This is a genomic window from Thermomonospora echinospora, assembly GCF_900108175.1.
Classification (GTDB): Bacteria; Actinomycetota; Actinomycetes; order Streptosporangiales; family Streptosporangiaceae; genus Thermomonospora; species Thermomonospora echinospora.
Genome location: NZ_FNVO01000004.1, coordinates 1 through 22603 on the forward strand (window position 1 = coordinate 1; position 22603 = coordinate 22603).

Below are 22603 nucleotides of genomic sequence, written 5' to 3' on the forward strand. Positions count from 1 at the left end.
GCGGTCGCCTGCAAGGTGGTCTACAAGAAGAACGACTGGGGCACCGGCTTCACCACCTCGATCGACATCACCAACACCGGTGACGCGCTCACCGGCTGGACCCTGAAGTACTCCTACACCGGCAACCAACGCCTGGCCTCGGGCTGGAGCGGACGCTGGACCCAGACCGGACAGAACATCACCGTCCACAACGAATCCTGGAACGGCAACCTGTCCACCGGCGCCACCACCAACATCGGCGCCCAGTTCACCTACACCGGCACCAACATCGACCCCACCGCCTTCACCCTCAACGACACCCCCTGCAACCAGACCCAGACCCAGCCCACCGTCACGCTGACCAGCCCGGCCGCGGGCGCCACCTACTCGGTCGGCGGCACCGTCCCGCTGGCCGCGACCGCCACCCCGGGCGGCGGCGCGACGATCTCCAAGGTGGAGTTCTTCAGCCAGGACGGCCTGCTGGCCCCCGGCGACACCACCGCCCCCTACAGCCTGAACTGGACGCCGACCACCGCCGGCAACCATTCCCTGTACGCCAAGGTGACCGACAGCAACGGGGCCACCGCCGAGTCGGCCCCGGTCGGCATCACGGTGACCGCGCAGGCCAGTGTGGTGGCCAGCCCCACCACGCTGACCGTGCCGCGCGGTACGGCCGCGACCTACGGCGTCCGGCTGTCACGGCAGCCGTCCGCGAACGTCGCGGTCACCACCAGCCGTACGAGCGGCAACTCCGGCCTGTCGGTGACGGCGGGCGCCACGCTCACGTTCACCCCGCAGAACTGGTCCACCGCCCAGCAGGTGCAGATCACGGCCGACAACACCGGCACCGGCGCGGCCACTTTCACCTCGTCCGCGACCGGCTACGCCTCGGCCCAGATCACCGTCACGCAGGTTGCCGCCGGCGGGGTCTACGAACAGCGCTTCCTCGACCAGTACAACAAGATCAAGGACCCGGCGAACGGCTACTTCAGCCCCGAGGGCATCCCGTACCACTCGGTGGAGACCTTCCTGGTGGAGGCCCCCGACCACGGCCACGAGACCACCTCCGAGGCCTACAGCTACCTGATCTGGCTGGAGGCCATGTACGGCAAGGTCACCCAGAACTGGGCCCCCTTCAACGCCTCCTGGGCGCTGATGGAGCGCTACATGATCCCGACCCACGCCGACCAGCCCACCAACGCCTCCTACCAGGCGAACTCGCCGGCCACCTACGCCGCCGAGCATCCCTCGCCCAGCGACTACCCCTCGCAGATCGAGCCGAGCGTGCCGACCGGGGACGACCCGATCGCCGGTGAGCTGAAGTCCGCCTACGGCACCGACGACATCTACGGCATGCACTGGTTGCAGGACGTCGACAACGTCTACGGCTACGGCAACACGCCCGGCGGCGGCTGCGAGGAGGGACCGTCCGCGGACGGCCCGTCCTACATCAACACCTACCAGCGCGGCTCGCAGGAGTCGGTCTTCGAGACCATCCCGCAGCCGACCTGCGACGAGTTCACCTACGGCGGACCCAACGGCTACCTGGACCTGTTCATCAAGGACTCCAGCTACGCCAAGCAGTGGAAGTTCACCAACGCACCGGACGCCGACGCCCGCGCCATCCAGGCCGCCTACTGGGCCGACGTGTGGGCCAAGCAGCAGAACAGGGGCACCGACGTGGCTGCCACCGTGGCCAAGGCGGGCAAGCTCGGCGACTACCTGCGGTACGCGTTCTTCGACAAGTACTTCAAGCGGATCGGCAACTGCTACCCGGCCACGTCCTGCCCGGGGGGCACCGGCAAGGACAGCGCGCACTACCTGCTGTCGTGGTACTACGCCTGGGGTGGCTCCCTCGGCTCCGGCGGAGGCTGGGCCTGGCGTATCGGCGACGGCGCCTCGCACTTCGGCTACCAGAACCCGATGGCCGCCTACGCCCTGGTCAACAATCCGGCGATGGCGCCCAAGGGTGCGACCGCCAAGGCCGACTGGCAGGCCAGCCTCACCCGCCAGTTGCAGTTCTACAAGTGGCTGCAATCGGTGGAGGGCGGGATCGCCGGTGGCGCCACCAACAGTTGGGAGGGCAGCTACAACACTCCACCGGCGGGACTGACGAAGTTCTTCGGCATGGCGTACGACTGGCAGCCGGTCTACCACGACCCGCCCAGCAACCAGTGGTTCGGCTTCCAGGTGTGGTCCATGCAGCGGGTGGCCGAGCTCTACAACGCCACCGGCAACGCCGCCGCCAAGACGCTGCTGGACAAGTGGGTGGACTGGGTGCTCCTGCACACCACCGCCAACCCCGCCACGGGCGACTACCAGCTCCCGTCCACGCTGAGCTGGAGCGGTCAGCCGGACGCCGACTGGTCCAACAACGTGGGCACGCCACCGGTCAACACCAGCCTGCACGTCACCGTGGTGGACTACACCCAGGACGTCGGCACCGCCGCCGCGCTCGCCCGGACCCTCACCGCGTACGCGGCCAGGTCCGGCGACACCGACGCCAGGACCGCCGCCAAGAACCTGCTGGACGCCCTGTGGAAGCATCAGGACGCCGCCGGGGTCACGGTGCCAGAGACCAAGGCCGACTATGCCCGGGTCAAGGACCCCGTCTACGTCCCGCCGGGCTGGAGCGGCCAGATGCCCAACGGCGACCCGATCAACTCCTCTTCCACGTTCATGTCGATCCGCTCTTTCTACAAGAACGACCCCGACTACGAACGGGTGTGGGCCTACGCCACCGGCGCCAGTTCCACCGTCCCGGTGTTCCGGTACCACCGGTTCTGGGCGCAGGCCGACATAGCGATGGCGATGGCCGACTACGGTTCAATGTTCAACGAATGAGCCGACGATGACGGACGCGGGACGCGGCGCGCCGGCCGCCTCCCGCGTTCCTCGGCGGGAGGCGGACCCCTTGGGCTCACCAGACTCCGCCGACGAGGCCGCCCGGGCGGAGTTCCGGGGTTTCTTCGAGCGGCACCATCGAGAGCTGGCCCGGCTGGCGTTCCTGCTGCTGGGCGACCCGGACGCCGCCGACGACCTGGCCGCCGACGCACTGGCGGCGGCCTGGCACCGGTGGGACCGGGTGCGCGGCGCGGACCAGCCCCTGGCCTACGTACGGCGGATGGTCGTCAACATGTGCAACAGCCGGATCCGGACCCTGGTACGCGAACGCGGCGGGCTGCACGCCCTGCAGGCCGGTGAACGCGAGGCGCGGGAGGACCCGGACGTGGCGGCGATCGTCGACGTGCGGGCCGCGCTGCGGCGGCTGCCGCACCGCAAGCGCGCCTGCGTGGTTCTGCGGCTCGCCTTCGACCTGTCGGAACAGGAGACCGCCCGGATCCTGGGCATCTCCGTCGGAACGGTCAAGAGCCAGACCTCACGCGGCCTGGCCGAACTGGCCCGGACACTGCGCGACCGCCCGGAGCACGGCGGCCCCGCGGGCACGGCGCTGCCCGCCGACGAGGCACTGCCCGGCGGCGGCGTGGCCAAGGGTCCTCTCAGAGAGGGAGCGTGATGCGAGACCAGGAGGGTCGGTGGAGTACGGCGGAGGAGTCCGTCGCCCGGCGGTTGCGCGATGAGGCGGAGCGGCACGAGCCCGACCGGGACCGCATGTGGAGCAGGGTGGAGACGGCCATGGTGGGGCCGTATACGACGGGGCCGCCGGAGGAGACCGAACGGTGGTCACGGCCACGGCGGGGGTGGTGGTCGCGCTGGAGCGGCCTGCGCGTGGCCGCGACGGCGCTGGGCACCGCGGCGGTCGTCGGCGTCACCTCGTTCACCGCGCTGGCGCTGACCGACAGGGGCGGCCGGTTGCCTCACCCGCCGATGACGGGGCGGGACGGCGGTGACATTCCGGCGCAGTCGCCCGCCCAGACCAGCTCACAGGTCCCCACCCCGGGCAAGATGCCCGAGGGGGCCGCCTCGGCGACACCGGAAGGCACGAGGAGCACGTCGCCCGGCACGACGAAGCGCCCCGCGGCCAAGGGACGCATCGTGGAGGTCACAGGGGCGCCGGGGGCGAACAGCACCGACCACTGGGGTGAGAACACCCTGCGGCTGGAGGTACGCCGTCCGCTCGCCGGCCTCGACGTCACCATCCGGGTGGTCCGTACGCGGCGGGTCAACCCGACCGGCTCATGGCTGTCGCTGCCCGCCTCGGACTTCCGCATCAGCACGGACGCCACCGACAGGGCCGTCGTCTACCGTTGGACCTTGTTCCCGGGCCGTGCGATCCGGCCTGGCTCGTACGTCATCGCCGCCCAGTACGACCGGGGCGCCGACCATGACCCCCGCCGGGACGCCTTCACTCTGACCGCGACCGCCGCGACCACCGAGACCACCGTCCAAGGGCACTTCTGAGGAGCCCACCACCCAGCGCATCCCGAGAATCGGGCCGCCGAAAGGCGCGCTGGAGCACCACTCTGGGCCGAGGCGTCCGCGGCGAAGGCGGGGCCGGGTGCCCTTCGTTACCCGGCGGCTGCTTCGGCTGCCTCGGTCTCGTCGGTTCGCAGGGACGCGGGGTCCGTCACGTTCAGATGCGGGACGCGATGGGCGAGGCTGTCGGCGGGGGCGACGACGTGCAGGACGCCGCGGACGGCGTGGGCGGCGAAGTGGGCCTTGGCCAGCAGACCCACGCCGTGGGAGTCGATGGCGTCGACCTCGGTCAGGTCCAGCACCAGGTTCAGGGGCTGTGGGGCCAGCACGATCGTGGACAGGATCTCCGCTTCGGCGGTGACCACGGTGCCCTTGTGCAGCGGCCCGGTCATCTTCAGGACGGTGGACGTCCCCCGGCGGGCGGACTCGACCGCCAGCCCGTCCCGGCCGCGTTCGGCCGACGGACCGGCCGGCGGCAGGTCCGCTTCCGACAGCAGGGGTTGCGGTGCGGTCGGCCTCACGAGCATGGGAGTGCGCCTTCCTCAGGGAACCGGCAGGGCGGGGACGACGGAAGCCCTAAAGGTGTTACGTGAAATATTATTCGCTAAATCTTGGTCGTAGGATAGTACCTGTGACGGAGGCCTCCAGGCGACCTCAGCTCCGGTCGCCGCGGAGACGCCCCCGGTCGGCCCGGGCCGGAGCCGGCCGGGGCAGGTACGGCGGTGAGGTGAACAGGTGGAGACACCAGCGAGACGCGGCAAGTCCTGGACCTTCCTGACCAACCACGCCCGGGTGCTGATCAGCATCGCCCGGCGTCCCACCATCCGGGTGCGCGACGTCGCCCAGGAGATCGGGATCACCGAGCGGGCCGCCCAGCTGATCATCACCGACCTGGAAGAGGCCGGCTACCTCACCCGCACTCGCGTCGGGCGCCGCAACACCTACACCGTCAACGCCGAACGGCCCTTCCGCCACCCGGCCGAGGCCGACCACGACGTCCGGGACCTCCTCGCCCTGTTCACCGACCAGTCCACCTACGCCTGACCCCACCCCCGCCCGGCGGACCACCGAGCGGGCCAGGCGCGTCGAGACTTCTTCGGACTGAGTTCACGGCCGCCCGGCGGATCGCCGACCGGGCCAGGCGCGTCGAGACTTCTTCGGGCTGAGCCCATGGCCGCCCGGTGGATCACCAGCCAGGCCAGGTGCGCCGAGGTTTCTTCGGACTGAGTCCACGGTCGCCTGGCGGATCACCGGCCGTACGCGCTGAAGAGCCGTCTTCGGACGTCTCGGCGGGCTCGCCGACGGCCGACTGCCGGACCGCTCTGCGGGCGGTGACCGCAATGGGCGGTGAGCAGCCGTATGGGTAGCCTCGTCCCGTGAGAGACGGGATCAGGCGGGCGTGCGAACGGCTGATGGACCGTGGGACGCAGCGCTGGGTGCGGCTGACCGGCCGGCGGGTCGATCCGGCGGACGAGGAGTGGCTCTCCGGTCCTCGTGGAGACCGCGACCGGGTCGGTGACTCCTGGCTGCACCGGGAGGCGGCACGGCACGGCGCGCGGGTGCTGGACGAGGAGAGACCGGCGGGGCTGGTGGCGTCGATGGCGCTGCTGGACGGGCCCGGCTTCGACTCCTCCGCGCTGCATCCACGGGTACGGGACTTCTACGAGCGCACCGCGCGGTGGCGGCTCGAACTGTGGTCGCAGTGGTCGCCGTGGGCGTGGCCGTTCGGCTGGCTGATCTCGACGCTGTTCGCCCGCAGGCTCCAGCAGTTGAGCCTGCCGCTGCGGCCGCTGGACGTGGCGCACGGGATGAGCAGCGAGATCACGCCTGTGGCCGACGCCGACGGCCGGGTGATCGGCACCTCCTGGCGACGGCGCCTGCGGGCGAACGGCGAAACCGTGTTCAGCGGCTGGTACCAGGACATCACCCTGCCCGGCGTGCGGCAGCCCAGGGTACGCGTGGTCTTCCCGCTGCCGAACGGGCGGCTGGTGGTGCTCCTGCGCCCCGAGGTCACGGCCAAAGGCGGACTGGTCCTCGCCTCACCCGAGGGAGGCTGGGGTGAGGACGGCGCCTACCTGGTCGTCGACCCGGGCGATGGCTCCCCGGCCTGGGCACGGCGCATACCGGTGCATGAGCGTTTCCACGTCTACGTGGACACGGAGGGCGTCCTGCGCACCGACCACGCGCTGACCCTCTGGTCGATCCCCGCCCTACGCCTGCACTACCGCCTCGACGAGACCGACGCCCCGGACTGAGCCCTTCCTGCCCGGCCATTACCCGGCGCGCCGCCACGGGGCCGAACGGGTCAGCGCCGGTCCCCACGTGGGCGTCTTCTCGGAACTCACGCGCTGATTGAGGTACGACGACCGGATTCGCGGCCGGAGTCGGCGGCGCGCACCGGCGGAAGCCACCGATCGGCCTCAGAAGTGACGCGGCCAGTGCGTACGAGACCGTCAAACCCCAATGAGCCGTTGCCGAATTCGGAGGGAGTTTCCCGCGCGTTCCCGGTGCGCGGCACCGGCATACCGGTCGTGCCCTTGTTCCTTGATATCGTCCGTCCGGAAATCGATTTCCGATTCGTGCGGGCGGCGTTTCCGTTCTGCCCCACAACGGGCACTCGACCGGACCGGCGGGCTCTGCGATTCTTGGTCCATGACGCACTCGCTCGAAGAGCACGGAACCGAGCGGGAAGGTCCGCTCTCTCTGCAGGAGATCGACGAGATCATCGGCACTGAGAATCCGCCGCTGCGCAATCTGCGGATCACCTACGCCTACCACCAGCTGGCCGTCGCCCTGGCGAGGCTGCTGGACGACCGGAACGCGACGTGGTGCGGGTTCGGCACCTGGGCGTCGCGGACGGCGGGGCTGTTCATCCGGGGCGAGCTGAAGCCCCGTCCCGTCGGCCTGCCGCCCGTTCCCCCGTGGGTGAGCCGGCACCTGATGACGTGGGCGGCCCCGCACGTCGGCAGCAACGTGGCCAGGGGCAACCTGCTGGTCTTCCAGGAGCTGGGGCCGCTGTTCCACACGATGGTCACCGCCTACACCGAGGAGGACGACGCGGAACGGGCACTGGAGCGGGTCCTGCAGCCCCTCAGGCCCGGCCTCGTGACCGAGGGTGGCCAGGACCTGCTGATCGCGGCCGCCCGCTCGTACCACCGGGCGATGCCCCTGCCGCACTCGGCCGCACGGTCACAGGTGATCCTGCTGGCCAATTTGCAGGTGGCCCTGCACGAGCAGATCAGGTTGCAGGAGGCGATCGCCGCCTCGCTGGCCCCGCCGCTGCGCGCCCCGTTCACCCCCGCGCCGTTGAACGTCCTCGCCACCCGCTTCTGGGGCCGCCTGGCGACCAGCCACCTGATGGACGTCTACATGCCGGCGGTGGACTTCACCACCACCCGCACCCTCATCCCCCTGCGCCTGGGCCGCGACGTGGGCGGGGCGCACGGCGCGACGACCTTCTGTGAGCACCTGACGGACCTCATCGACCTGGAGTTGAAGGCACTGCTGTACGACTTCGACCGCAGCCCCAACAGCGTGCTGGGCAGCGCGGCGGCCGACTGGTCTCTCCTCGCCGAGCGCATGAACTACCTCACCGACTTCTTCCGCCTCTGGCAGCAGGACCCCTGCCTCATGCAGGCCCCGTTCACCCCCCGCCAGGCCGAGGACCTCCGCGCCGGCAAGATGCCCTCCGGCCCACCTCTGTAGCCACCACACCGGGCCGGGGTTCGTACGGACTTGTGAGGTCCCCTGGATATCCGACCTTGGGATGACGCGCCGGGTGGGGCGGATCGTCAGGATGACCCTGTGCTGAGTGAAGCGGATATTCGTCCTCGTGTAGTGATCGCCGGTGCTGTCGCGCTGTCCATGGTCCTCCTCGTCCTGAATGCGGTGGCGAGTGGACTGCCACCGGCATATACGGTGCTCCGATGGATCGGCTTGCCCTGGGATCGGCATTACGCCGTCGTTCTCGGGGCCGCCATGGCCGTTATGGCGTTGACGTTCGGCCTGTGCCTCGAACGGGCGGCCCGGCTGGGGACGACGCCTTTCCTGGGCGGGTGGGGTGCCGCCATGGTCGCTCTCGCGGTAGGTCACATGGTCACCATCGCCCCGTATCTGAACGGCTTGAGTGTGCCCGTGCAGTTGGTGGGTGCCGCCGCTGTGGGGGCGCTGGAGGGTCTGCTGTTCGGCTGGGTGGCCGGAATGGTGGTGAAGTGGGCCGTTGTTCTCTCCTCCGCCCCCGAAACGGGATCGGCGGCTCGGCCGGACCGGCCCGCACAGCGCGCCCTGACACCGTTTCTTCTGATCACCGGCGTCCTGCTGGTGGCACCGGTGATCCTGGGGGCGGTGAGCTGGGTGATGCTGTCTCCCGACGCCGCCATCCCTGAGGACTGCGGTGCCACCGTCTGTGTTGCCGAAAGCGACGCCATAATGGTGCCGCTGGTGCTCGCAGGTGCCGCCCTCGTGCCTTTGTGGGCCATCGCCGCATTCGCTCTGGGCATGAGGCGGCTGGACCACAGGTTCCGGCAGCGCGGTCCCGTCGGTCAGGCGCTGGCGGCACTCTCGATCGCCGGCAGCATGGCCCTCCCGATGTACCTTCTCACCATGTTCGGCGGTTTGTTCACGCCACCGATGTGACGAACGGGTCGCCCGGTCCAGCGGGGGGGGGCCACCGGAGCCTTCCGCGGGCGGAACGGCGTCTCCACTCCCGCGCGTCGTCGGCGCCGAGTACCGCGTCAACGCATGTCAGCGCCCGGCGAATCGCCAGTACATGACTTCGCCGAAATGCGGGCGCTCCCTCCTCGGTGATCGCGATGACGTTGGCCAGCCGGCGGCGGCCCTGCCTTCCGGTACGGCCCGCCATGCCGCTGTTCAGCTGGCTTGTTCCCCGTCCGGCAGGTGCCACAGGTGGAGGGCGGTCTGGTCCCTGGAGACCGTGTACCAGGCACCCTGCCCCGCCGATCGGGGAGAACCCGAGACGGGGAAGGGGTAGGCGATCCGGCCGCGCAGGGCCATCGTGCGTGGGTCGACAAGCCAGTGGCGGGGGGCCTGCGCGTAGTACTCGGTGCCGACCACGGCGGTGTCGTCATACGGGAACGCCGCCTCGAAGTCCCAACGAACGCGGTCGTCGTCCTCGCTTGAGAGAGGGGGCACGGCGCCCTCGGCGTCCAGCCGCCGCAGTTCCATGCCGTCCTCCGCCCGGTGCAGGTAGAGGTCCCACTGCCCTGTATCCGTGGTCAGGAAGTGCTCCCCGGACGGGCTCACGGCGAGGAGGACCTCCTCGACGAACCGCTGGACGGTGAGCTTCGCGCCGTCCCAGTGGCCCCACAGCACGGGCGAGTCCTCCTCACCCTCGGCGACGGTCAGCCCCATGTACGCCGGGTCCGGATGGGGGAAGTGGAAGGAGCCCGATCCCACGGTCATCGTCGCGGCCCGGGTCAGCACCGTGCCGTCGGCGGGGTCGAGGATCAGCCATTCCTCCTCGCTGTCCTGCCCCGAGTAGGTGCGGATGTGGGCCCACAGGAGCTTGCCGTCCGAGGAGAAGGCCGCCGAGCCGCTGTCGGCGTGGCCGTGGTGATGGTCGTCGGCGTACTCGCGGAACGAGACATGGGCCTTGGTGCACACGGCGGCGGACCAACAACCGTGCCGGATCTCCCAACGGACGGCGCCTGTCGCATCCACGGCTCGCAACGCGTGCACGCCGGCGAACACGGCGACGTCCCCTGCGGGAGAGACCGCCACCGAGCCGTACCGGCGAGGCCAGGGCGCGGGGAAGCGGACCTGCGTCCCATCCCCGTCCAGGTCGCGGACGGCCAGCTCGGTGTCCCCGCGCTGCACCAGCAGCCTGCGCCCTGGCCAGGACAGCACCTGTGGGGCGTCCGCCGCCGCAGGGTCGAGCGGAGCGGCGACCGTGCCCACCAGCCGGGCGGCAAACCGGGCGGAACCCCCGTGAACGGCATCGTTCGGCACAGTCTCATGCTTCCACACGCCTCGATGGCGCAGATGACCCGAAGCCGCCGGCATTGAGCCGTTCCCATCCTGATCGTGCTGACCACAGGCTGGTTGCAGGGTGCGAGTGCCGGCCGCGAAGCAGGGAAGCCCCCGGGAGATGCGGAGTCGACCAGAACGACCGTCCTGCCAGGAGCTTCTGGTGCTGTCCTACCGTGGCGTGGCCTAACTGTTCTTGATCTGCTCCAGCAGCGCGGCGAAGCTTTCGGGGGAGATGGTGAGGTGTCCGGCGTCAGGTGCCTTGCTGTCGCGCAGGCCGACACCTTCGGGGAGAGCGGCCAACTCGACACAGTCTGTGCCCTGCGTTGCACCGCTATGGCTGCTCTTGCGCCACTGCGTCATGGTAGGTCTCCATAGCCCGGCGTATTAGATCTCTACTGGAATTCCTCGGCAGGGCATCTGCCCCGATTCGGTCATACCGCACATGGTACTTGCGCACGTCCGTGAGGTCCTGCGTCAGCCTGCCTCCGCCGCACGCCTCCATGTACACGACGTCGCCCTCCTTCACAGATACGATCTTGAACGTGCCTTCTAGGCCCAGATGGGCGCCGACGGATCGGGGGAGCACTCGGAGCGTGACGTTGGGCATCTCTGAAATCTCCAACAGCCGCGCAAGCTGTGCTGCCATGACTGCAGCTCCCCCTACGGGCCAGTCAAGGACGTTCTGGCTGATGATGACCCACAGGTGTGGCCTGTCGGACTTGGCCAGCACTGCTTGCCTTGACATTCGCCGCTTCACCCATGTCTCTACGTCGTCCGCGTAGCCAGCGGTCAAGAGTGCTCGGGCGTAGTCCTCGGTCTGGAGGAGCCCCGGCACGACCATCGCCTCATACGTTCTGATCGTCAGCGCACGCTGTTCGTAGAGGGTGTGCTGCCTCGACCAGTCCGGATCATGGCCAGACTTCGCGTAGCGAACCATGCGCTGGAAGTGGACTCCGAGCCCGAAGTACTCATCGATCGCCTTGGCTTGACGTTCATCGAGCCGATACCCCGGCCTCGCGTGCTCAAGGTTCGATACGGTCCCCTTCGTACAGTTCATGATCTTGGCCATCTGTGCGAGTGATAGTCCGCTCTTCGTGCGCCAAAATCGCAGGTCAAAGGCTATCCAGTGCAAGATTGAGGCGTCAGGGTCCAGTGACTCTACGGGGTTCACTGATCACTCCCGAGGGGTATTGGCGTTATTGGATGCCCACCAATACGCGACAGCTTATCTCGCTCCGGTCCACTCTGTGGCTTGCGTCACAAGAAGACCTTTGGAGGGGATCACGGTGCAGCAGACCACGGGGGACGCGCTCAAAAGGCGGTTGTTGGCCTCGCCGGCGGCGGTCGGGTTGGCGCGTACGTATGTCGGCGCGCATCTGCGGCGGCTGGGTTATCCGGACGCGATCGAGGACGCTCAGCTCATCGCGGCCGAACTGGTGACCAATGCCGCGCGGGCCAGCGGCCCCTGGGACACGGTGGTGCTGTTCCTCGGGGAGCAGTCCAGGGGGCTGGTGCTGGCGGTATGGGACGGCGCGGCCGGTACGCCGTCGCCCGGACCGTTGCCGGTGGTCGACCTGAACGACGTCGACGCCCTGCCCGACGACCCCGGCGGCTGGGGCCTGCACATCGTGCGGGCGCTTTCCCGCGAGGTGTGGATGGAACGCCCCGGAACGGGTCCGGGCAAGTGGGTCTGCGCCTCGCTTAACGTCTGACACCTCGTCCACCGGCAGAAGGTCAGCCCCTCGGGGCCGGGATCACTGCCGTTCCCGGAAAGGACCGCCGTCATGGTCTCCCTCACCGCCCTGGCCGGCGTTTTCCTGGCCGGTGTGGTCGTAGGTTTCTGGCTCCTCGTCGCGGTGTGCGCGGCATCCGAACGCGACCCGGGCCGCGACCCGTGAAGCCGCAGGACGACCACTCCTGGCAACGCGCCTACCTGACCCCAGGGCAGGCGGCCTACCTACTGCGGACCACGACCGGAACCGTCCGCCGCTGGGCACGGGCCGGACTCATCCGCCACCTCGACCCCGGCCACCTCGGCGTCATCTCCCACACCCGCTACCTATCCGAAGACGTCCAAGCCCTCGCCGAACTACTGAACGGCCACCGAAGACCGACCATCCACACCATCCACCGCCTGCAAGCCCGGAGGGACTCCTGACGCCCTGGCTCGTACGCGCGGTGACGGCGTTCAGGAGGAAGGTCATCCGGAGCGCCGAGCCGTGCCACACCTGCGCCTGCGCCGCCTGCAGAGGCATGATCTGCTGCTGCGACGCTTCTGGCCACAAATGCCGCCAATATGGTAGGCGCTCGACCATGCGAATCTTCTGACCGGAACCCTGGCCGGGACGGTGAGGAGACGCCCTGCTGCCCGCCCGAGTGCAGTGAGCCCGGCGGCGGCTGACGGAAGGGAAGCCAGATGCGCGGCGACCGGGTGGAGGAGCTGCCCGCCGAGATCCGGGATCTCATCGAGAAACGAACCGGGCTCATCGCCCGATTCCAGTCGGCTTCCGGCGGCAGTAACGCGAACATCGCGGCCACGCTCCACACGGCGGACGGGCAGATCTTCGTCAAGGCCGCTCGGAAGCCGGTCGATGGGGAAGGCCCTGGAATCCGGTCGCTGCGCCGTGAAGCCGTGATCAATCCCTACATTCGCGAGTTCACCCCTCGGCTTCTCTGGCACCTGGAGACCAAGGGGTGGGTTGCGCTCGGCTTCGAATGCGTAGCGGGTCGACACGCCGACTACTCCCCCGGATCTCCTGATCTCGCGGTTCTGGCGAAGGTGATTCACCGCCTCCAGGACACCTCTTGCCCGGACGTTGTGGAGATGCGTGTCGAACGGCGCTGGGCGAGCCTGGCCTGCGATGTGTCCGCGATGGCGGGTGATGCCTTGCTGCACACCGACCTCAACCCCAAGAACCTGCTCATCACGCTTGCCGGCCGTGTCCACGCGGTGGACTGGGCGTTCGCGTCGCGCGGAGCCTCGTGGGTGGAAGTGGGGCAGACCGTACGTTGGTTGATCAGAGCCGGGCACAGCCCAGCCGAAGCGGAGGAGTGGGCTTCCCAGTTCCCCTCATGGACCACCGCCGATCCGGTGGCCATTGATCTCTACGCACAACTCTCCGCCGAACGATGGAGACGACACGCCGAATCCAAGGGCGTAGCCAAAGTGCCGGAATACGTTGCAGTGGCTCAGCGGTGGGCCGACCACCGAAAGAGCAGACTCCCGTGAGAAGCGGGGCGGGGGTCAGCGGGCCGTGATGGTGCCGGGGCGGACGCGGGGGAGGGTGAGGGAGGTCTTGGAGATCGTCATGGTGCCGAGGGCGCGCTGACCGTCGAACAGGGCGGTGTTGGGGATGATCTGGAGGGCGATCCGGCTGTCGCGGGTGAGCTTCCAGGCGATGGTCTCCAGGTTGTGGGTCACGGTGCGGGTGCGGCCGTCCAGGGTGACGGGGATGGGCGTGGCCTGGTTGCCGAGGACCTTGCCGGTGGTCTGGTCGACGAGCTGGGCGTAGACGTGCGTCTTGGTACGGGAGGCCCGGCCGGTGTAAGTGAACGACAGGCGGGGCTCGCCCACCGAGTGACCGTCGAAGGTCCGCAGCCGGATGGTCAGGCCGTTGGTGGCCTTCGTGGCGGACGTCTGGGTGCCGGACTTGGCCAGGTCGTTGACGGCCAGCAGCCGGGCGCGCGGTGCGGTGGTCTTGACGGAGGGCAGGGCGGGCAGCGGGTAGGAGCCGCCGCGGAACGTCCCGGTTTGGTCGATGTACTCGAAGGCGGGGCCGGTGGAGACCGAGCGGTCGCCCTTGAGGTGGCGGTCGAACCACGTGAGGGTGAGGCCGGCGATGTAGTCCTTGGGGCCGGTCCCGGTGGAGCACTCGCCGTGCCCGCCGCAGTACCAGACCATCTTCAGCGGGGCGCCGCCGGCCTTCAGCAGCCGGTGGTTGGTGATGGCCTCGCGCAGCGGGAACAGAGTGTCGATGGTGCCCTGGAGCAGCAGCGTCGGGATCCGAATCCGCTTCACCTGCGGGTCCAGGTCGTGGTCGTCGATCCACCGCTCCGTGGAGGCCGGGACCGTCCCGGAGGCCAGCCCGGACACGCAGCCCTGTGACACCTGCGGGGCGACGCGGTTGCCCTGGGTGTGCCCGGCCAGGCACAGCAGGCTCGCCCAGCCCGACTTGAACACCCGGGACGGATACAGCGAATCCGTCAGGGAGTTCCAGGTGACGTTGGGGGCGATCACGTCCACGCGGCGGTCCAGCCCGGCGGTCAGCAACTGGATACCGCCGCCGTAGCTGCCGCCCGCCATGCCCAGCCGAGGGTCGCCGGGACGGTCGGTCAGCACCTCGGGCTGCCGGGCGATCCAGTCGATCAGCGCCGTGGAGTCGCGGCCTTCGAACCGGTGGTAGTTGAGGTTGGCCCGTCCGCCGGATCCGAAGCCCCGCGCGTTCCAGGTCACCACGTTGTAGCCGGCCCTGCGCAGCGGTCCGACCTGCCCGGCGTCGGGATCGGTCTCGCCCCGCCCGCCGAAGCCGTGCCCCAGCATGACGGTCGGCGCCCGGCCGCCCTTCGCCGGCCCGGCGGCCGGGAAGAAGTTGGTCACCAGCCGGACACCGTCGAACGACCTGACCTGCACCGTCCGTACGCCGTCGGCGGCGTGCGCCGCGGGAACGTACAGGACCAACGGGGCCAGCGCCAGCGACGCTGCGACGGACACGACGAGGGAACGGGGCATCGGACGCTCCTCGGGGGCGGGAGAAACCGGGTAAGGACTCCCTTTCAAGATCAGGCCGACCTTAAGGGGCGAATCCGCCCCTTCGCAATGCCCGGAGCCGGTGGCGTACGAGGGGCAGCCGCTCGACCGATTACCGCGTACGAGGAGCAGTCGCTCGGCCGAGTTACCGAAAGCGACCTGGCCCCATCCGCCGGAGCCGGTGGCGTACGAGGGTCAGCCGCCTGCCCCGGACGGGGCGGCCGACAGGCGGGCGCATTCGCGGCAGACGCGGGCGGAGGCCGCGATCACGGCGTGCGAGGCGACGGCGAGCGCGGCGACGAGCGCGACCAGCGGCCAGTCCACGGCCGGTGGCGACGTGACGGCGAACGCCAGGGCGGTCAGTGCCATGGCCACGGCGGTGGTGGTGCCGGTCCAGGCCACCGCGAGGGGCAGCCGACGTGGGGTGGGCAGCCGGCGGGCGAGGGTGCCGGTGGCCGCCAGCGTCGCCGAGGCCAGCAGCGCGGCGGTGGCCGCGACACCGGCCGGCAGCAGCGCCGCGCCCGGCGGCTGCCAGCCCTGGCCGGTGGTCCGGACCAGGTACCAGCAGGCGAACAGGAGCGGGACGGTGAGGGCGGCGACGCGGGCGGTGTGCCGGGCCTGGACGATGGTGAGTTCCCGCTGGCAGCTCGGCGCGATCTCCTCGGGACTGCCGAACTCCCGCACCGCTTCGCCGGCGGCCTGCCGGTAGGGCATCCCTTCGTCGGTGTAGGCCATCGCCGTCTCGACGAGGCCGTCGCGCATCTCCTCGATCATCCGGGCCTTGGCCCGCGCCGGACCGCGCAGGGCGGTGGTCAGGGCCGCGAGGTAACCCTCGATCGGATCAGTGTCTCCGGCCGGGCCGGTGTGCCGGGCGGGGGCCTTCATGTGGTCTGTCCGGATATCGGGGCCGGGTTGAGGACCGCGCCGATCACGGTGGTGAACTCTCGCCATGCCGTCCGCTCGGCGGCCAGGCTGCGCCGTCCGGCGTCGGTCAGCTCGTAGCGGCGGCGCCGCCGTTCGCCCGCCGACTCCCAGGTGCTGCGCAGCAGCCCGAGCCGCTCCAGCCGGTTGAGCGCCGGGTAGATCGTGCCCTTGCGCAGCTCCAGTGCTCCTCCGCTGCGTTCCTGGACGGCGGTGATGATCGCGTAGCCGTGCAGCGGGCCCGACTCCAGCACGGACAGCAGCAGTCCGTCCAGATGTCCCCGCACCGCGTCTGCCCTCATGGAAAGCCAGCCTACCCATGCTACGGGTAGGTGTGCTACCTATTGGTGGCCAATGTATTGGCTGCCTACCTATCGGAGATCCGCGGTGACCAAGTTCCTGCTGTCCGTGCACGTGCTCGCGGCGATCCTGACCATCGGACCGGTCGCCGTCGCCGCCTCGCTGTTCCCCCGGTACGCCCGGCAGCCGGCGGCCGAGGGAGCGGACGCGGGCGGGCCCGCTCCCGGGGTCGCCGCGTTCCTGCACCGGATCTGCCAGGGCTACGCCGTCGTGGGCATCGCCGTCCCGGTCTTCGGGTTCTCCACCGCCGCCCAGCTCGGCGTGCTCACCGACGCCTGGCTGATCGCATCGGTCGTCCTGACCGCGATCGCCGCGGCCCTGCTGGCGCTGGCCATCCTGCCCGGCCAGCAGCGCCTGCTGACCTCGTCCGAGGCCACGACCACCACCGCGAACGCCTCCGCGAACGCGCAGGCGGCGACCCGGCTGACCATGCTCACCGGCATCTTCAACCTGCTGTGGGCGATCGTCGTCGTCCTGATGATCGTCCGCCCCGGCTCCACCACGGGAGCCTGACCCCGAGCGCGCGGCACGGCGGAACGCCGCGACCTTGCCGGTGCAGCCCTTCCGGGTCCAAAATAGTTAAAGTGTTGACCATTTTGCGGGCAGCGGTTGTCCCGGCAGCCGGGGCTAGGGTTTGGACATGACCGCGGGCGGCCACGGCGGAGCCGATGAGCTGGACTTCTGGTCGTTCATCCGGCTCGCGCAGCACCGGCTGGCCGAGGAGCACGGCTTCGGGGACCGGCTGGCCACCGAGCTGCTGCTGACGCTGAACCGGGCCTCGGGCATCGTCACCTACGACCTGGAGGCCGCGGTGCACCGGCCCCGGGGCCGCTCCTGGTCGGGCTTCCGGCTGCTGTTCGTCGTCTGGCTGGCCGGGCCGCTGGAGGCCAAGAAGGCCGCCGAGCTGACCGGGATGAGCCGGGCCGCGGTGTCCGGCCTGGCCAAGACGCTGGTCGGGCAGGGCCTGCTGGACCGTACGCCCGGTGAGCGCGACGGCCGTTCGGTGCTGCTGTCGCTGACCGAACGGGGCAGGCGGGAGATGCTGGAGACCTTCCAGGCCCAGCACCGCCGCGAGCAGGAGTGGGCGGGCGTGCTCACCGAGGCCGAACAGCGCATCCTGATCATGCTGCTGGACAAGCTCATCACCAACCGCGACCAGTTCGACGTACGAGGCCGCCACTAGGGCCCGGCGCGGACGGCCCGGCCTTGACGGTCTTGACGGGGTCGTTCGGGGGGCGGATAGTTGATTAAGACTTTTACTAGTTTGGTGGGGCGGGATCTCTGGGCGATCCCCGGAGCCGTCCGGGCGAGGAGACAAGGCCATGACGTACTACCGGCGGATCGGTGCCGTCCCTCCCAAACGGCACACCCGGCATCGCGCACCCGAAGGCGGCCTCTACTACGAGGAGCTGATGGGGGAGGAGGGCTTCTCCAGCGACTCCTCCCTGCTGTACCACCGGCACATCCCGTCCGCCATCGTGGACGCCTCGCCCTGGGAGCTGAACGAGCAGGGCACCGAGCCCAACCATCCCCTCAAGCCGAGGCACCTGAAGCTGCACGACCTCTTCCCCGGCGAGGAGTGGAAGCACCACGACGTGGTGACCGGGCGCCGTCTCGTCCTCGGCAACGCCGACGTTCGCATCTCCTATGTTGCGGCCGGGGAGACGTCCGCGCTCTACCGCAACGCGGTCGGCGACGAGTGCGTGTACGTGGAGTCCGGTGAGGGCACCGTCGAGACGGTGTTCGGCGTGCTGCCGTTCCGGCAGGGCGACTACGTCATGCTGCCGCGCGGGACCACCCACCGCTGGGTGCCGGGAGGGGACGGGCCGGTACGGGCGTACTGCATCGAGGCCGCCTCGCACATCACCCCCGCCCGCCGCTACCTGTCGAAGTTCGGGCAACTGCTGGAGCACGCCCCGTACTGCGAACGCGACCTGCACGGCCCGGACGAGCCGCTGCTGGCCGAGGGCCAGGACGTGGAGGTGCTGGTCAAGCACCGCACCACCGCAGGCATCACGGGAACGAGGCACGTGTACCCCCAGCACCCGTTCGACGTGGTCGGCTGGGACGGCTGCCTGTACCCGTACACGTTCAACATCGCCGACTTCGAGCCCATCACCGGCCGGATCCACCAGCCGCCGCCCGTGCACCAGGTCTTCGAGGGCGCCGGCTTCGTGATCTGCAACTTCGTGCCGCGCAAGGTGGATTACCACCCGGAGGCCATCCCGGTGCCGTACTACCACTCCAACGTCGACTCCGACGAGGTGATGTTCTACTGCGGCGGCGACTACGAGGCCCGCAAGGGCTCGGGCATCGGCCAGGGCTCCATCTCGCTGCACCCCGGCGGCCACGCGCACGGTCCCCAGCCGGGCGCCTACGAGGCCAGCGTCGGCAAGGACTTCTTCGACGAACTGGCCGTCATGGTGGACACGTTCCGCCCCCTTGAGCTGGGCGAAGGCGGCCGGGCCGCGGAAGACCCCGGCTACGCCTGGACGTGGGCCGGCCGGGGACCACGATGAACGTCTCGACGGCATGGTTCACCGGCCTGCTGGACGACGCCGCGGTGTTCCCGCCCGGCCTGATGCCGCTCCCCGACGCCGTCCGCGCCCACGCCCGCCACACCGCGTCACCGTACGCCGCCCTGGTCGGCCCCCTGGTGATCGCCGCCCCCGCCCTGCCGAAGCTGGCCGACCTCCTCATCACGCCCCCCAGCGGGCGGCTGGATGTCGCGGTCACGTTTCCGGATGGGCCGGGGCGGCTGGTGCCGGTGCTCGCTGCGGCTGCGGCGTTGCCGGTACGGGTGTGCGCCGTCGAGGTGGCGGTTCCGTCCGGGATGGAGCCGTCGGCGTTCCTCGCCGAGCTCGACAGGGCCCAGGCCGCCGTCGCAGGCGCGGAGGTGTTCGTCGAGATCCCCCGGGACGGGCGGCGCCCGGAGCTGATCGCGGCCTGTGCGACGACCGGCCGGCGGGCCAAGTTCCGTACCGGCGGGGTCACCGCCGACCTGTACCCGGACGAGGCGGAGCTCGCCGCCGCCGTCTGCGCGGCCGTACGCGCGGACGTGCCGTTCAAGGCGACCGCCGGGCTGCACCACGCCGTCCGCAACACCGACCCCGGCACCGGGTTCGAGCAGCACGGCTTCCTCAACCTGCTGCTGGCCGTCGAGGCGGCCTTGGACGGCGGCGGGGAGGCCGACCTGGTGGGCGTCCTCGCCGAACGCGACGGTGCGAAGCTGGCCGCCCGCCTCGAAGACCGCGACGCCCGTGCCGAGGCCGTCCGCGCCCGTTTCCTGTCCTTCGGGACGTGCAGCATCACCGAGCCGCTGGCCGAGCTGGCGGCGCTCGGCCTCGTTCCCGCCTCCTTCACCGGTCATCGAGGAGCCACGCCTTGACCACGATCGACATCCCCGAAGACTCTCCCTTCGGGTTCGCCAACCTGCCCTACGGCGTCTTCTCCACGCCGGGCACCCGGCCCCGGATCGGCGTCCGCGTCGCCGACTGGGTCGTGGACCTCGCCGCGGCCCTCGGCGACGACGTGTTCGCCCAGCCGACGCTCAACCCGTTCATGGCGCAGGGCCACCGGCGCTGGGCCGAGGTGCGCGACCGCGTCACCGAACTGGTGTCGGGCCAGGTGCCCGACAAGGCGGCCCATCCCCTGGGGAGCGTGCGGATGCACCTGCCGATCCAGGTCGGCGACTACGTGGACTTCTACGCCTCCGAACACCACGCCGCCAACCTCGGCCGCCTCTTCCGCCCCGGCGCGCCGCCGCTCATGCCCAACTGGAAGCACCTGCCGGTCGGCTACCACGGCCGGGCCGGAACGGTCGTCGTCTCCGGCACCGACATCGTGCGGCCGTGCGGGCAGCTCAAGGCGCCCGACGAGGACGCCCCGCGCTTCGGCGCGTCCCGCCGCCTGGACATCGAGGCCGAGCTCGGCTTCATCGTCGGCACCGGCTCGCCCCTGGGCACCCCCGTGGCCTGCGACGACTTCGCCGAGCACGTCTTCGGCGCCGTCCTGGTGAACGACTGGTCGGCCCGCGACATCCAGTCCTGGGAGTACGTCCCGCTGGGCCCCTTCCTCGGCAAGAGCTTCGCCACCTCGATCTCCGCCTGGGTCGTTCCGCTCCAGGCGCTGGAGGCCGCCCGCGTCCCCACCCCGCCCCAGGAGCCGAAGCCCCTGGACTACCTGCGGGAAGGCGAGCCGTGGGGCCTGGACATCGACCTGACCGTCCAGTGGAACGGCCAGGAGGTGTCCCGCCCGCCCTACCGCGAGATGTACTGGTCGCCCGCCCAGATGCTCGCCCACATGACCGTCAACGGCGCCGCCACCCGCACCGGCGACCTGTTCGCCTCCGGCACCGTCTCCGGCCCCGGCAAGCACCAGCGCGGCGCCTTCATCGAGCTGACCTGGGGCGGCAAGGAGCCCGTCCAGGTGAACGGCGAGTCCCGTGACTTCCTCCAGGACGGCGACGAGGTCGTCATCTCCGCCACCGCCCCCGCCTCGACCGGCGGCCACCTGTCCTTCGGCGAGGTACGCGGCCGCGTCCTGCCCGCCCTCACCTCCGAGTGACCGGCCCGGTCAGGGGGTGCCGGCTCCCTGCGGGGGGTTGGAGGGTGGGGCGCCGTAGCCGTGGGTGGTGAGGCGTTCGGCCATGCGGGTGTAGGCCTGCGGGTCGGTCGGGGTGAAGGTGGCCAGGCCGTCCACGTAGCGGTTGTACATGCAGAAGGCGGCGGCGATGAGGACGGTGTCGTGGATCTCCACGTCGGTGGCGCCCGCCGCGCGGGCCGCGGCGACGTCCCCGCCGGTGACCTCGCGTCCGCCGCGCTGCACCGCGGCGGCGATGCGCAGCAGGGCCCTGAGCTTGTCGGAGACGGGCGCGGTGGCCGGGTCGGCGTGCACCTGCTCGACCAGCGACATGCCGCCGTCCAGTTGCGCGGCGGCACAGGCCCCGTGCGACCAGGCGCAGAATCGGCACTCGTTCAGCGTGGACACGTAGGAGGCGATCAGCTCGCGCTCCCCGCGCTCCAGCGGGCTCGGGCCGCGCAGCAGCGTCTCGGCCAGGGCGCTGAGCGGCCCCGCGGTCTCCGGCCGGAAGCGCAGCAGCGAGGGCAGTCCGGGAAGGTCCTCGCCCAGATCGATGTGTGCCACGGGGCCACCTCCGGCGGAACGGCCGGAGACATGGGTGAGGCTCCGGCGATGACGAAAGATCAATCGGACCGCCGCCACGATAACGGCGGCCCGATGCGTCGGCCACCCGGATGATCCGCCGCCACATGGACGCCCACCAGGTTTATCCGCGGTGCTCCGGCCTGATGTGGCGGCACGGACCGGATCCCCGGCCTTCGGACCGGGGAGCGCGTCAGGGCTTGCGGGCCAGCCCGCCGAAGGTCATGATCTCCTCCGGCTCGCCCCAGGGATTGGGCTCGTAGCGCCACCGGGAGCAGGAGACGACTCCGGGTTCGACCAGTTCCAGCCCGTCGAAGAAGCGGGTTATCTCGGCGCGGCTGCGCGGCTTGACCGGGTGGGGGGTGTCGCTGTCGTTCCAGGTGCGCACGGCGACGCGCGTCGCCTCGACGTCGGTGCACGCATGGGAAATGGCCAGGTAACTGCCGGACGGCAACGCGTCGACGAACTCGCGCAGTATTCGCCGCACCTGGTCGTCGTCGGCGATGAGATGCAGGATGGCGAGCATCATGAGCGCGACGGGCTCGCCGAGGTTCAGCGTCGCGGCGGCTTCGCGGAGTATCTTCCCGGGGTCGCGCACATCGGCGTCGATATAGCTGGTCGCCCCCTCGGGGGTGCTCATGAGCAGGGCGCGTGCGTGGGCGAGCACGAGAGGGTCGTTGTCGACATAGACGATCCGCGCCTGTGGCGCCACCCGCTGGGCGATCTCGTGGGTGTTGTCGGCGGTGGGCAGCCCGGTGCCGATGTCGAGGAACTGGCGGACGCCCTCCTGGCCTGCGAGGTACCGCACGCAGCGGCCCAGGAACAGCCGGTCGCCGCGGGCGGCGGCGGCGATCCCGGGGACGTGGCGGGCGACCTTCTCGCCGGCCTCGCGGTCGACGTCGTAGTGGTCCTTGCCGCCCAGCCAGTAGTTCCAGACGCGGGCGGAGACCGGCCTGTCGGTGTGTACTCCGTCAGGCGGGCCCTGCCCGTCGTCACGGCTCATCTGGCTCTCCTCGCCGGAGGGGCGTCTCCCGCCCATGGCGCCGCGACCCGGGAAAACCCCGCCCG

24 protein-coding genes are annotated in these 22603 nt (G+C 70.3%); 15 read left to right on the top strand and 9 right to left on the bottom strand.

The features are described from left to right. From C4U03_RS10195 to C4U03_RS10205, 3 genes are all read left to right on the top strand, one after another. A partial coding sequence (locus tag C4U03_RS10195; RefSeq protein WP_103937485.1) for a glycoside hydrolase family 48 protein occupies positions 1–2823 on the top strand: 2823 nt, incomplete at its 5' end. 7 nt (positions 2824–2830) lie between these two features. Then, on the top strand, positions 2831–3496 hold the full coding sequence (locus tag C4U03_RS10200) for a SigE family RNA polymerase sigma factor (RefSeq protein ID WP_103937486.1): 666 nt from the start codon (positions 2831–2833) through the stop codon (positions 3494–3496). Next, the gene (locus tag C4U03_RS10205) at positions 3496–4341 is read left to right on the top strand and encodes a hypothetical protein (RefSeq protein ID WP_146087305.1); all 846 of its coding nucleotides are present in this window, start codon (positions 3496–3498) and stop codon (positions 4339–4341) included. The genes C4U03_RS10200 and C4U03_RS10205 overlap by 1 nt, the downstream gene beginning before the upstream one ends. A gap of 107 nt (positions 4342–4448) precedes the next feature. Here C4U03_RS10205 and C4U03_RS10210 read toward each other — a convergent pair whose 3' ends face one another. Then, on the bottom strand, positions 4449–4883 hold the full coding sequence (locus C4U03_RS10210; protein WP_103937488.1) for an STAS domain-containing protein: 435 nt from the start codon (positions 4881–4883) through the stop codon (positions 4449–4451). Between the two features lie 208 nt (positions 4884–5091). Between C4U03_RS10210 and C4U03_RS10215 the strand changes: the two genes are divergently transcribed. From C4U03_RS10215 to C4U03_RS10230, 4 genes are all read left to right on the top strand, one after another. Continuing rightward, positions 5092–5400 carry a helix-turn-helix transcriptional regulator gene (locus C4U03_RS10215; RefSeq protein ID WP_103937489.1) on the top strand — a complete coding sequence of 103 codons (309 nt, stop codon included), beginning with the start codon at positions 5092–5094 and terminating at the stop codon, positions 5398–5400. 332 nt (positions 5401–5732) lie between these two features. Continuing rightward, the gene (locus tag C4U03_RS10220) at positions 5733–6611 is read left to right on the top strand and encodes a hypothetical protein (RefSeq protein WP_235017760.1); all 879 of its coding nucleotides are present in this window, start codon (positions 5733–5735) and stop codon (positions 6609–6611) included. A gap of 397 nt (positions 6612–7008) precedes the next feature. Then, positions 7009–8061 (top strand): hypothetical protein, encoded by a 1053-nt coding sequence (locus tag C4U03_RS10225; protein WP_103937491.1) that lies wholly within the window; start codon positions 7009–7011, stop codon positions 8059–8061. Between the two features lie 99 nt (positions 8062–8160). Next, entirely contained in the window at positions 8161–8991 is an 831-nt protein-coding gene (locus C4U03_RS10230; RefSeq protein WP_146087306.1) for a hypothetical protein, read from the top strand. Between the two features lie 234 nt (positions 8992–9225). On the opposite strand, the gene C4U03_RS10235 is transcribed toward C4U03_RS10230, so the two are convergent. The 3 genes from C4U03_RS10235 to C4U03_RS10245 form a co-directional block, all read right to left on the bottom strand. Next, complete coding sequence (locus C4U03_RS10235) at positions 9226–10323, bottom strand: hypothetical protein (RefSeq protein ID WP_103937493.1); 1098 nt, start codon at positions 10321–10323, stop codon at positions 9226–9228. A 204-nt stretch (positions 10324–10527) separates the two neighbouring features. Then, positions 10528–10704: a DUF397 domain-containing protein gene (locus C4U03_RS10240; protein WP_103937494.1), complete on the bottom strand. Its 177-nt coding sequence runs from the start codon at positions 10702–10704 to the stop codon at positions 10528–10530. Further along, positions 10676–11413, bottom strand: a complete 738-nt coding sequence (locus tag C4U03_RS10245; RefSeq protein WP_146087307.1) for a DUF5753 domain-containing protein — start codon at positions 11411–11413, stop codon at positions 10676–10678. The genes C4U03_RS10240 and C4U03_RS10245 overlap by 29 nt, the downstream gene beginning before the upstream one ends. A gap of 217 nt (positions 11414–11630) precedes the next feature. Here C4U03_RS10245 and C4U03_RS40335 point away from each other — a divergent pair, with 217 nt between their 5' ends. The 3 genes from C4U03_RS40335 (at position 11631) to C4U03_RS10260 (ending at position 13573) form a co-directional block, all read left to right on the top strand. Next, on the top strand, positions 11631–12056 hold the full coding sequence (locus tag C4U03_RS40335; RefSeq protein ID WP_160146943.1) for an ATP-binding protein: 426 nt from the start codon (positions 11631–11633) through the stop codon (positions 12054–12056). Positions 12057–12238: 182 nt separating this feature from the next. Next, positions 12239–12502 (top strand): helix-turn-helix domain-containing protein, encoded by a 264-nt coding sequence (locus tag C4U03_RS10255; RefSeq protein WP_103937497.1) that lies wholly within the window; start codon positions 12239–12241, stop codon positions 12500–12502. Between the two features lie 258 nt (positions 12503–12760). After that, positions 12761–13573, top strand: a complete 813-nt coding sequence (locus C4U03_RS10260) for a phosphotransferase (RefSeq protein ID WP_103937498.1) — start codon at positions 12761–12763, stop codon at positions 13571–13573. 15 nt (positions 13574–13588) lie between these two features. On the opposite strand, the gene C4U03_RS10265 is transcribed toward C4U03_RS10260, so the two are convergent. The 3 genes from C4U03_RS10265 to C4U03_RS10275 all read right to left on the bottom strand — a co-directional run bounded on the left by C4U03_RS10265 (position 13589) and on the right by C4U03_RS10275 (position 16314). Continuing rightward, positions 13589–15073: an alpha/beta hydrolase family protein gene (locus C4U03_RS10265; protein WP_103937499.1), complete on the bottom strand. Its 1485-nt coding sequence runs from the start codon at positions 15071–15073 to the stop codon at positions 13589–13591. Positions 15074–15286: 213 nt separating this feature from the next. Next, the gene (locus tag C4U03_RS10270) at positions 15287–15976 is read right to left on the bottom strand and encodes a permease prefix domain 1-containing protein (protein ID WP_103937500.1); all 690 of its coding nucleotides are present in this window, start codon (positions 15974–15976) and stop codon (positions 15287–15289) included. Continuing rightward, on the bottom strand, positions 15973–16314 hold the full coding sequence (locus C4U03_RS10275; RefSeq protein ID WP_103937501.1) for a PadR family transcriptional regulator: 342 nt from the start codon (positions 16312–16314) through the stop codon (positions 15973–15975). The genes C4U03_RS10270 and C4U03_RS10275 overlap by 4 nt, the downstream gene beginning before the upstream one ends. Positions 16315–16399: 85 nt before the next feature. Between C4U03_RS10275 and C4U03_RS10280 the strand changes: the two genes are divergently transcribed. The 5 genes from C4U03_RS10280 (at position 16400) to fahA (ending at position 20938) form a co-directional block, all read left to right on the top strand. Then, positions 16400–16885 (top strand): hypothetical protein, encoded by a 486-nt coding sequence (locus tag C4U03_RS10280; RefSeq protein ID WP_103937502.1) that lies wholly within the window; start codon positions 16400–16402, stop codon positions 16883–16885. Positions 16886–17012: 127 nt separating this feature from the next. Further along, on the top strand, positions 17013–17555 hold the full coding sequence (locus C4U03_RS10285; RefSeq protein WP_103937503.1) for a MarR family winged helix-turn-helix transcriptional regulator: 543 nt from the start codon (positions 17013–17015) through the stop codon (positions 17553–17555). Between the two features lie 139 nt (positions 17556–17694). Then, a complete protein-coding gene (locus tag C4U03_RS10290; protein ID WP_103937504.1) occupies positions 17695–18891 on the top strand; it encodes a homogentisate 1,2-dioxygenase in 1197 nt (398 codons plus the stop codon). Beyond that, a complete protein-coding gene (locus C4U03_RS10295) occupies positions 18888–19760 on the top strand; it encodes a hypothetical protein (protein WP_103937966.1) in 873 nt (290 codons plus the stop codon). Before C4U03_RS10290 ends, C4U03_RS10295 begins: the two co-directional genes overlap by 4 nt. Continuing rightward, positions 19757–20938, top strand: coding sequence for a fumarylacetoacetase (gene fahA / locus C4U03_RS10300; protein ID WP_103937505.1), 1182 nt, complete (start codon positions 19757–19759; stop codon positions 20936–20938). The genes C4U03_RS10295 and fahA overlap by 4 nt, the downstream gene beginning before the upstream one ends. Before the next feature lie 9 nt (positions 20939–20947). Here fahA and C4U03_RS10305 read toward each other — a convergent pair whose 3' ends face one another. Together C4U03_RS10305 and C4U03_RS10310 are read right to left on the bottom strand one after the other, a co-directional pair. Next, on the bottom strand, positions 20948–21517 hold the full coding sequence (locus C4U03_RS10305; RefSeq protein WP_103937506.1) for a carboxymuconolactone decarboxylase family protein: 570 nt from the start codon (positions 21515–21517) through the stop codon (positions 20948–20950). Positions 21518–21728: 211 nt separating this feature from the next. Beyond that, positions 21729–22538 carry an SAM-dependent methyltransferase gene (locus C4U03_RS10310; RefSeq protein ID WP_103937507.1) on the bottom strand — a complete coding sequence of 270 codons (810 nt, stop codon included), beginning with the start codon at positions 22536–22538 and terminating at the stop codon, positions 21729–21731. Positions 22539–22603 lie beyond the last annotated feature (65 nt).

What these genes read in the sequence shown, in the direction of transcription:
- C4U03_RS10245 (WP_146087307.1), bottom strand. Translation starts at nt 11,413, where the DNA reads ATGGCCAAGATCATGAACTGTACGAAGGGGACCGTATCGAACCTTGAG.
- C4U03_RS10225 (WP_103937491.1), top strand. Translation starts at nt 7,009, where the DNA reads ATGACGCACTCGCTCGAAGAGCACGGAACCGAGCGGGAAGGTCCGCTC.
- C4U03_RS10210 (WP_103937488.1), bottom strand. Translation starts at nt 4,883, where the DNA reads ATGCTCGTGAGGCCGACCGCACCGCAACCCCTGCTGTCGGAAGCGGAC.
- C4U03_RS10200 (WP_103937486.1), top strand. Translation starts at nt 2,831, where the DNA reads ATGACGGACGCGGGACGCGGCGCGCCGGCCGCCTCCCGCGTTCCTCGG.
- C4U03_RS10290 (WP_103937504.1), top strand. Translation starts at nt 17,695, where the DNA reads ATGACGTACTACCGGCGGATCGGTGCCGTCCCTCCCAAACGGCACACC.
- C4U03_RS10205 (WP_146087305.1), top strand. Translation starts at nt 3,496, where the DNA reads ATGCGAGACCAGGAGGGTCGGTGGAGTACGGCGGAGGAGTCCGTCGCC.
- C4U03_RS10285 (WP_103937503.1), top strand. Translation starts at nt 17,013, where the DNA reads ATGACCGCGGGCGGCCACGGCGGAGCCGATGAGCTGGACTTCTGGTCG.
- C4U03_RS10265 (WP_103937499.1), bottom strand. Translation starts at nt 15,073, where the DNA reads ATGCCCCGTTCCCTCGTCGTGTCCGTCGCAGCGTCGCTGGCGCTGGCC.
- C4U03_RS10240 (WP_103937494.1), bottom strand. Translation starts at nt 10,704, where the DNA reads ATGACGCAGTGGCGCAAGAGCAGCCATAGCGGTGCAACGCAGGGCACA.
- C4U03_RS10270 (WP_103937500.1), bottom strand. Translation starts at nt 15,976, where the DNA reads ATGAAGGCCCCCGCCCGGCACACCGGCCCGGCCGGAGACACTGATCCG.
- C4U03_RS10295 (WP_103937966.1), top strand. Translation starts at nt 18,888, where the DNA reads ATGAACGTCTCGACGGCATGGTTCACCGGCCTGCTGGACGACGCCGCG.
- C4U03_RS10310 (WP_103937507.1), bottom strand. Translation starts at nt 22,538, where the DNA reads ATGAGCCGTGACGACGGGCAGGGCCCGCCTGACGGAGTACACACCGAC.
- C4U03_RS10275 (WP_103937501.1), bottom strand. Translation starts at nt 16,314, where the DNA reads ATGAGGGCAGACGCGGTGCGGGGACATCTGGACGGACTGCTGCTGTCC.
- C4U03_RS10260 (WP_103937498.1), top strand. Translation starts at nt 12,761, where the DNA reads ATGCGCGGCGACCGGGTGGAGGAGCTGCCCGCCGAGATCCGGGATCTC.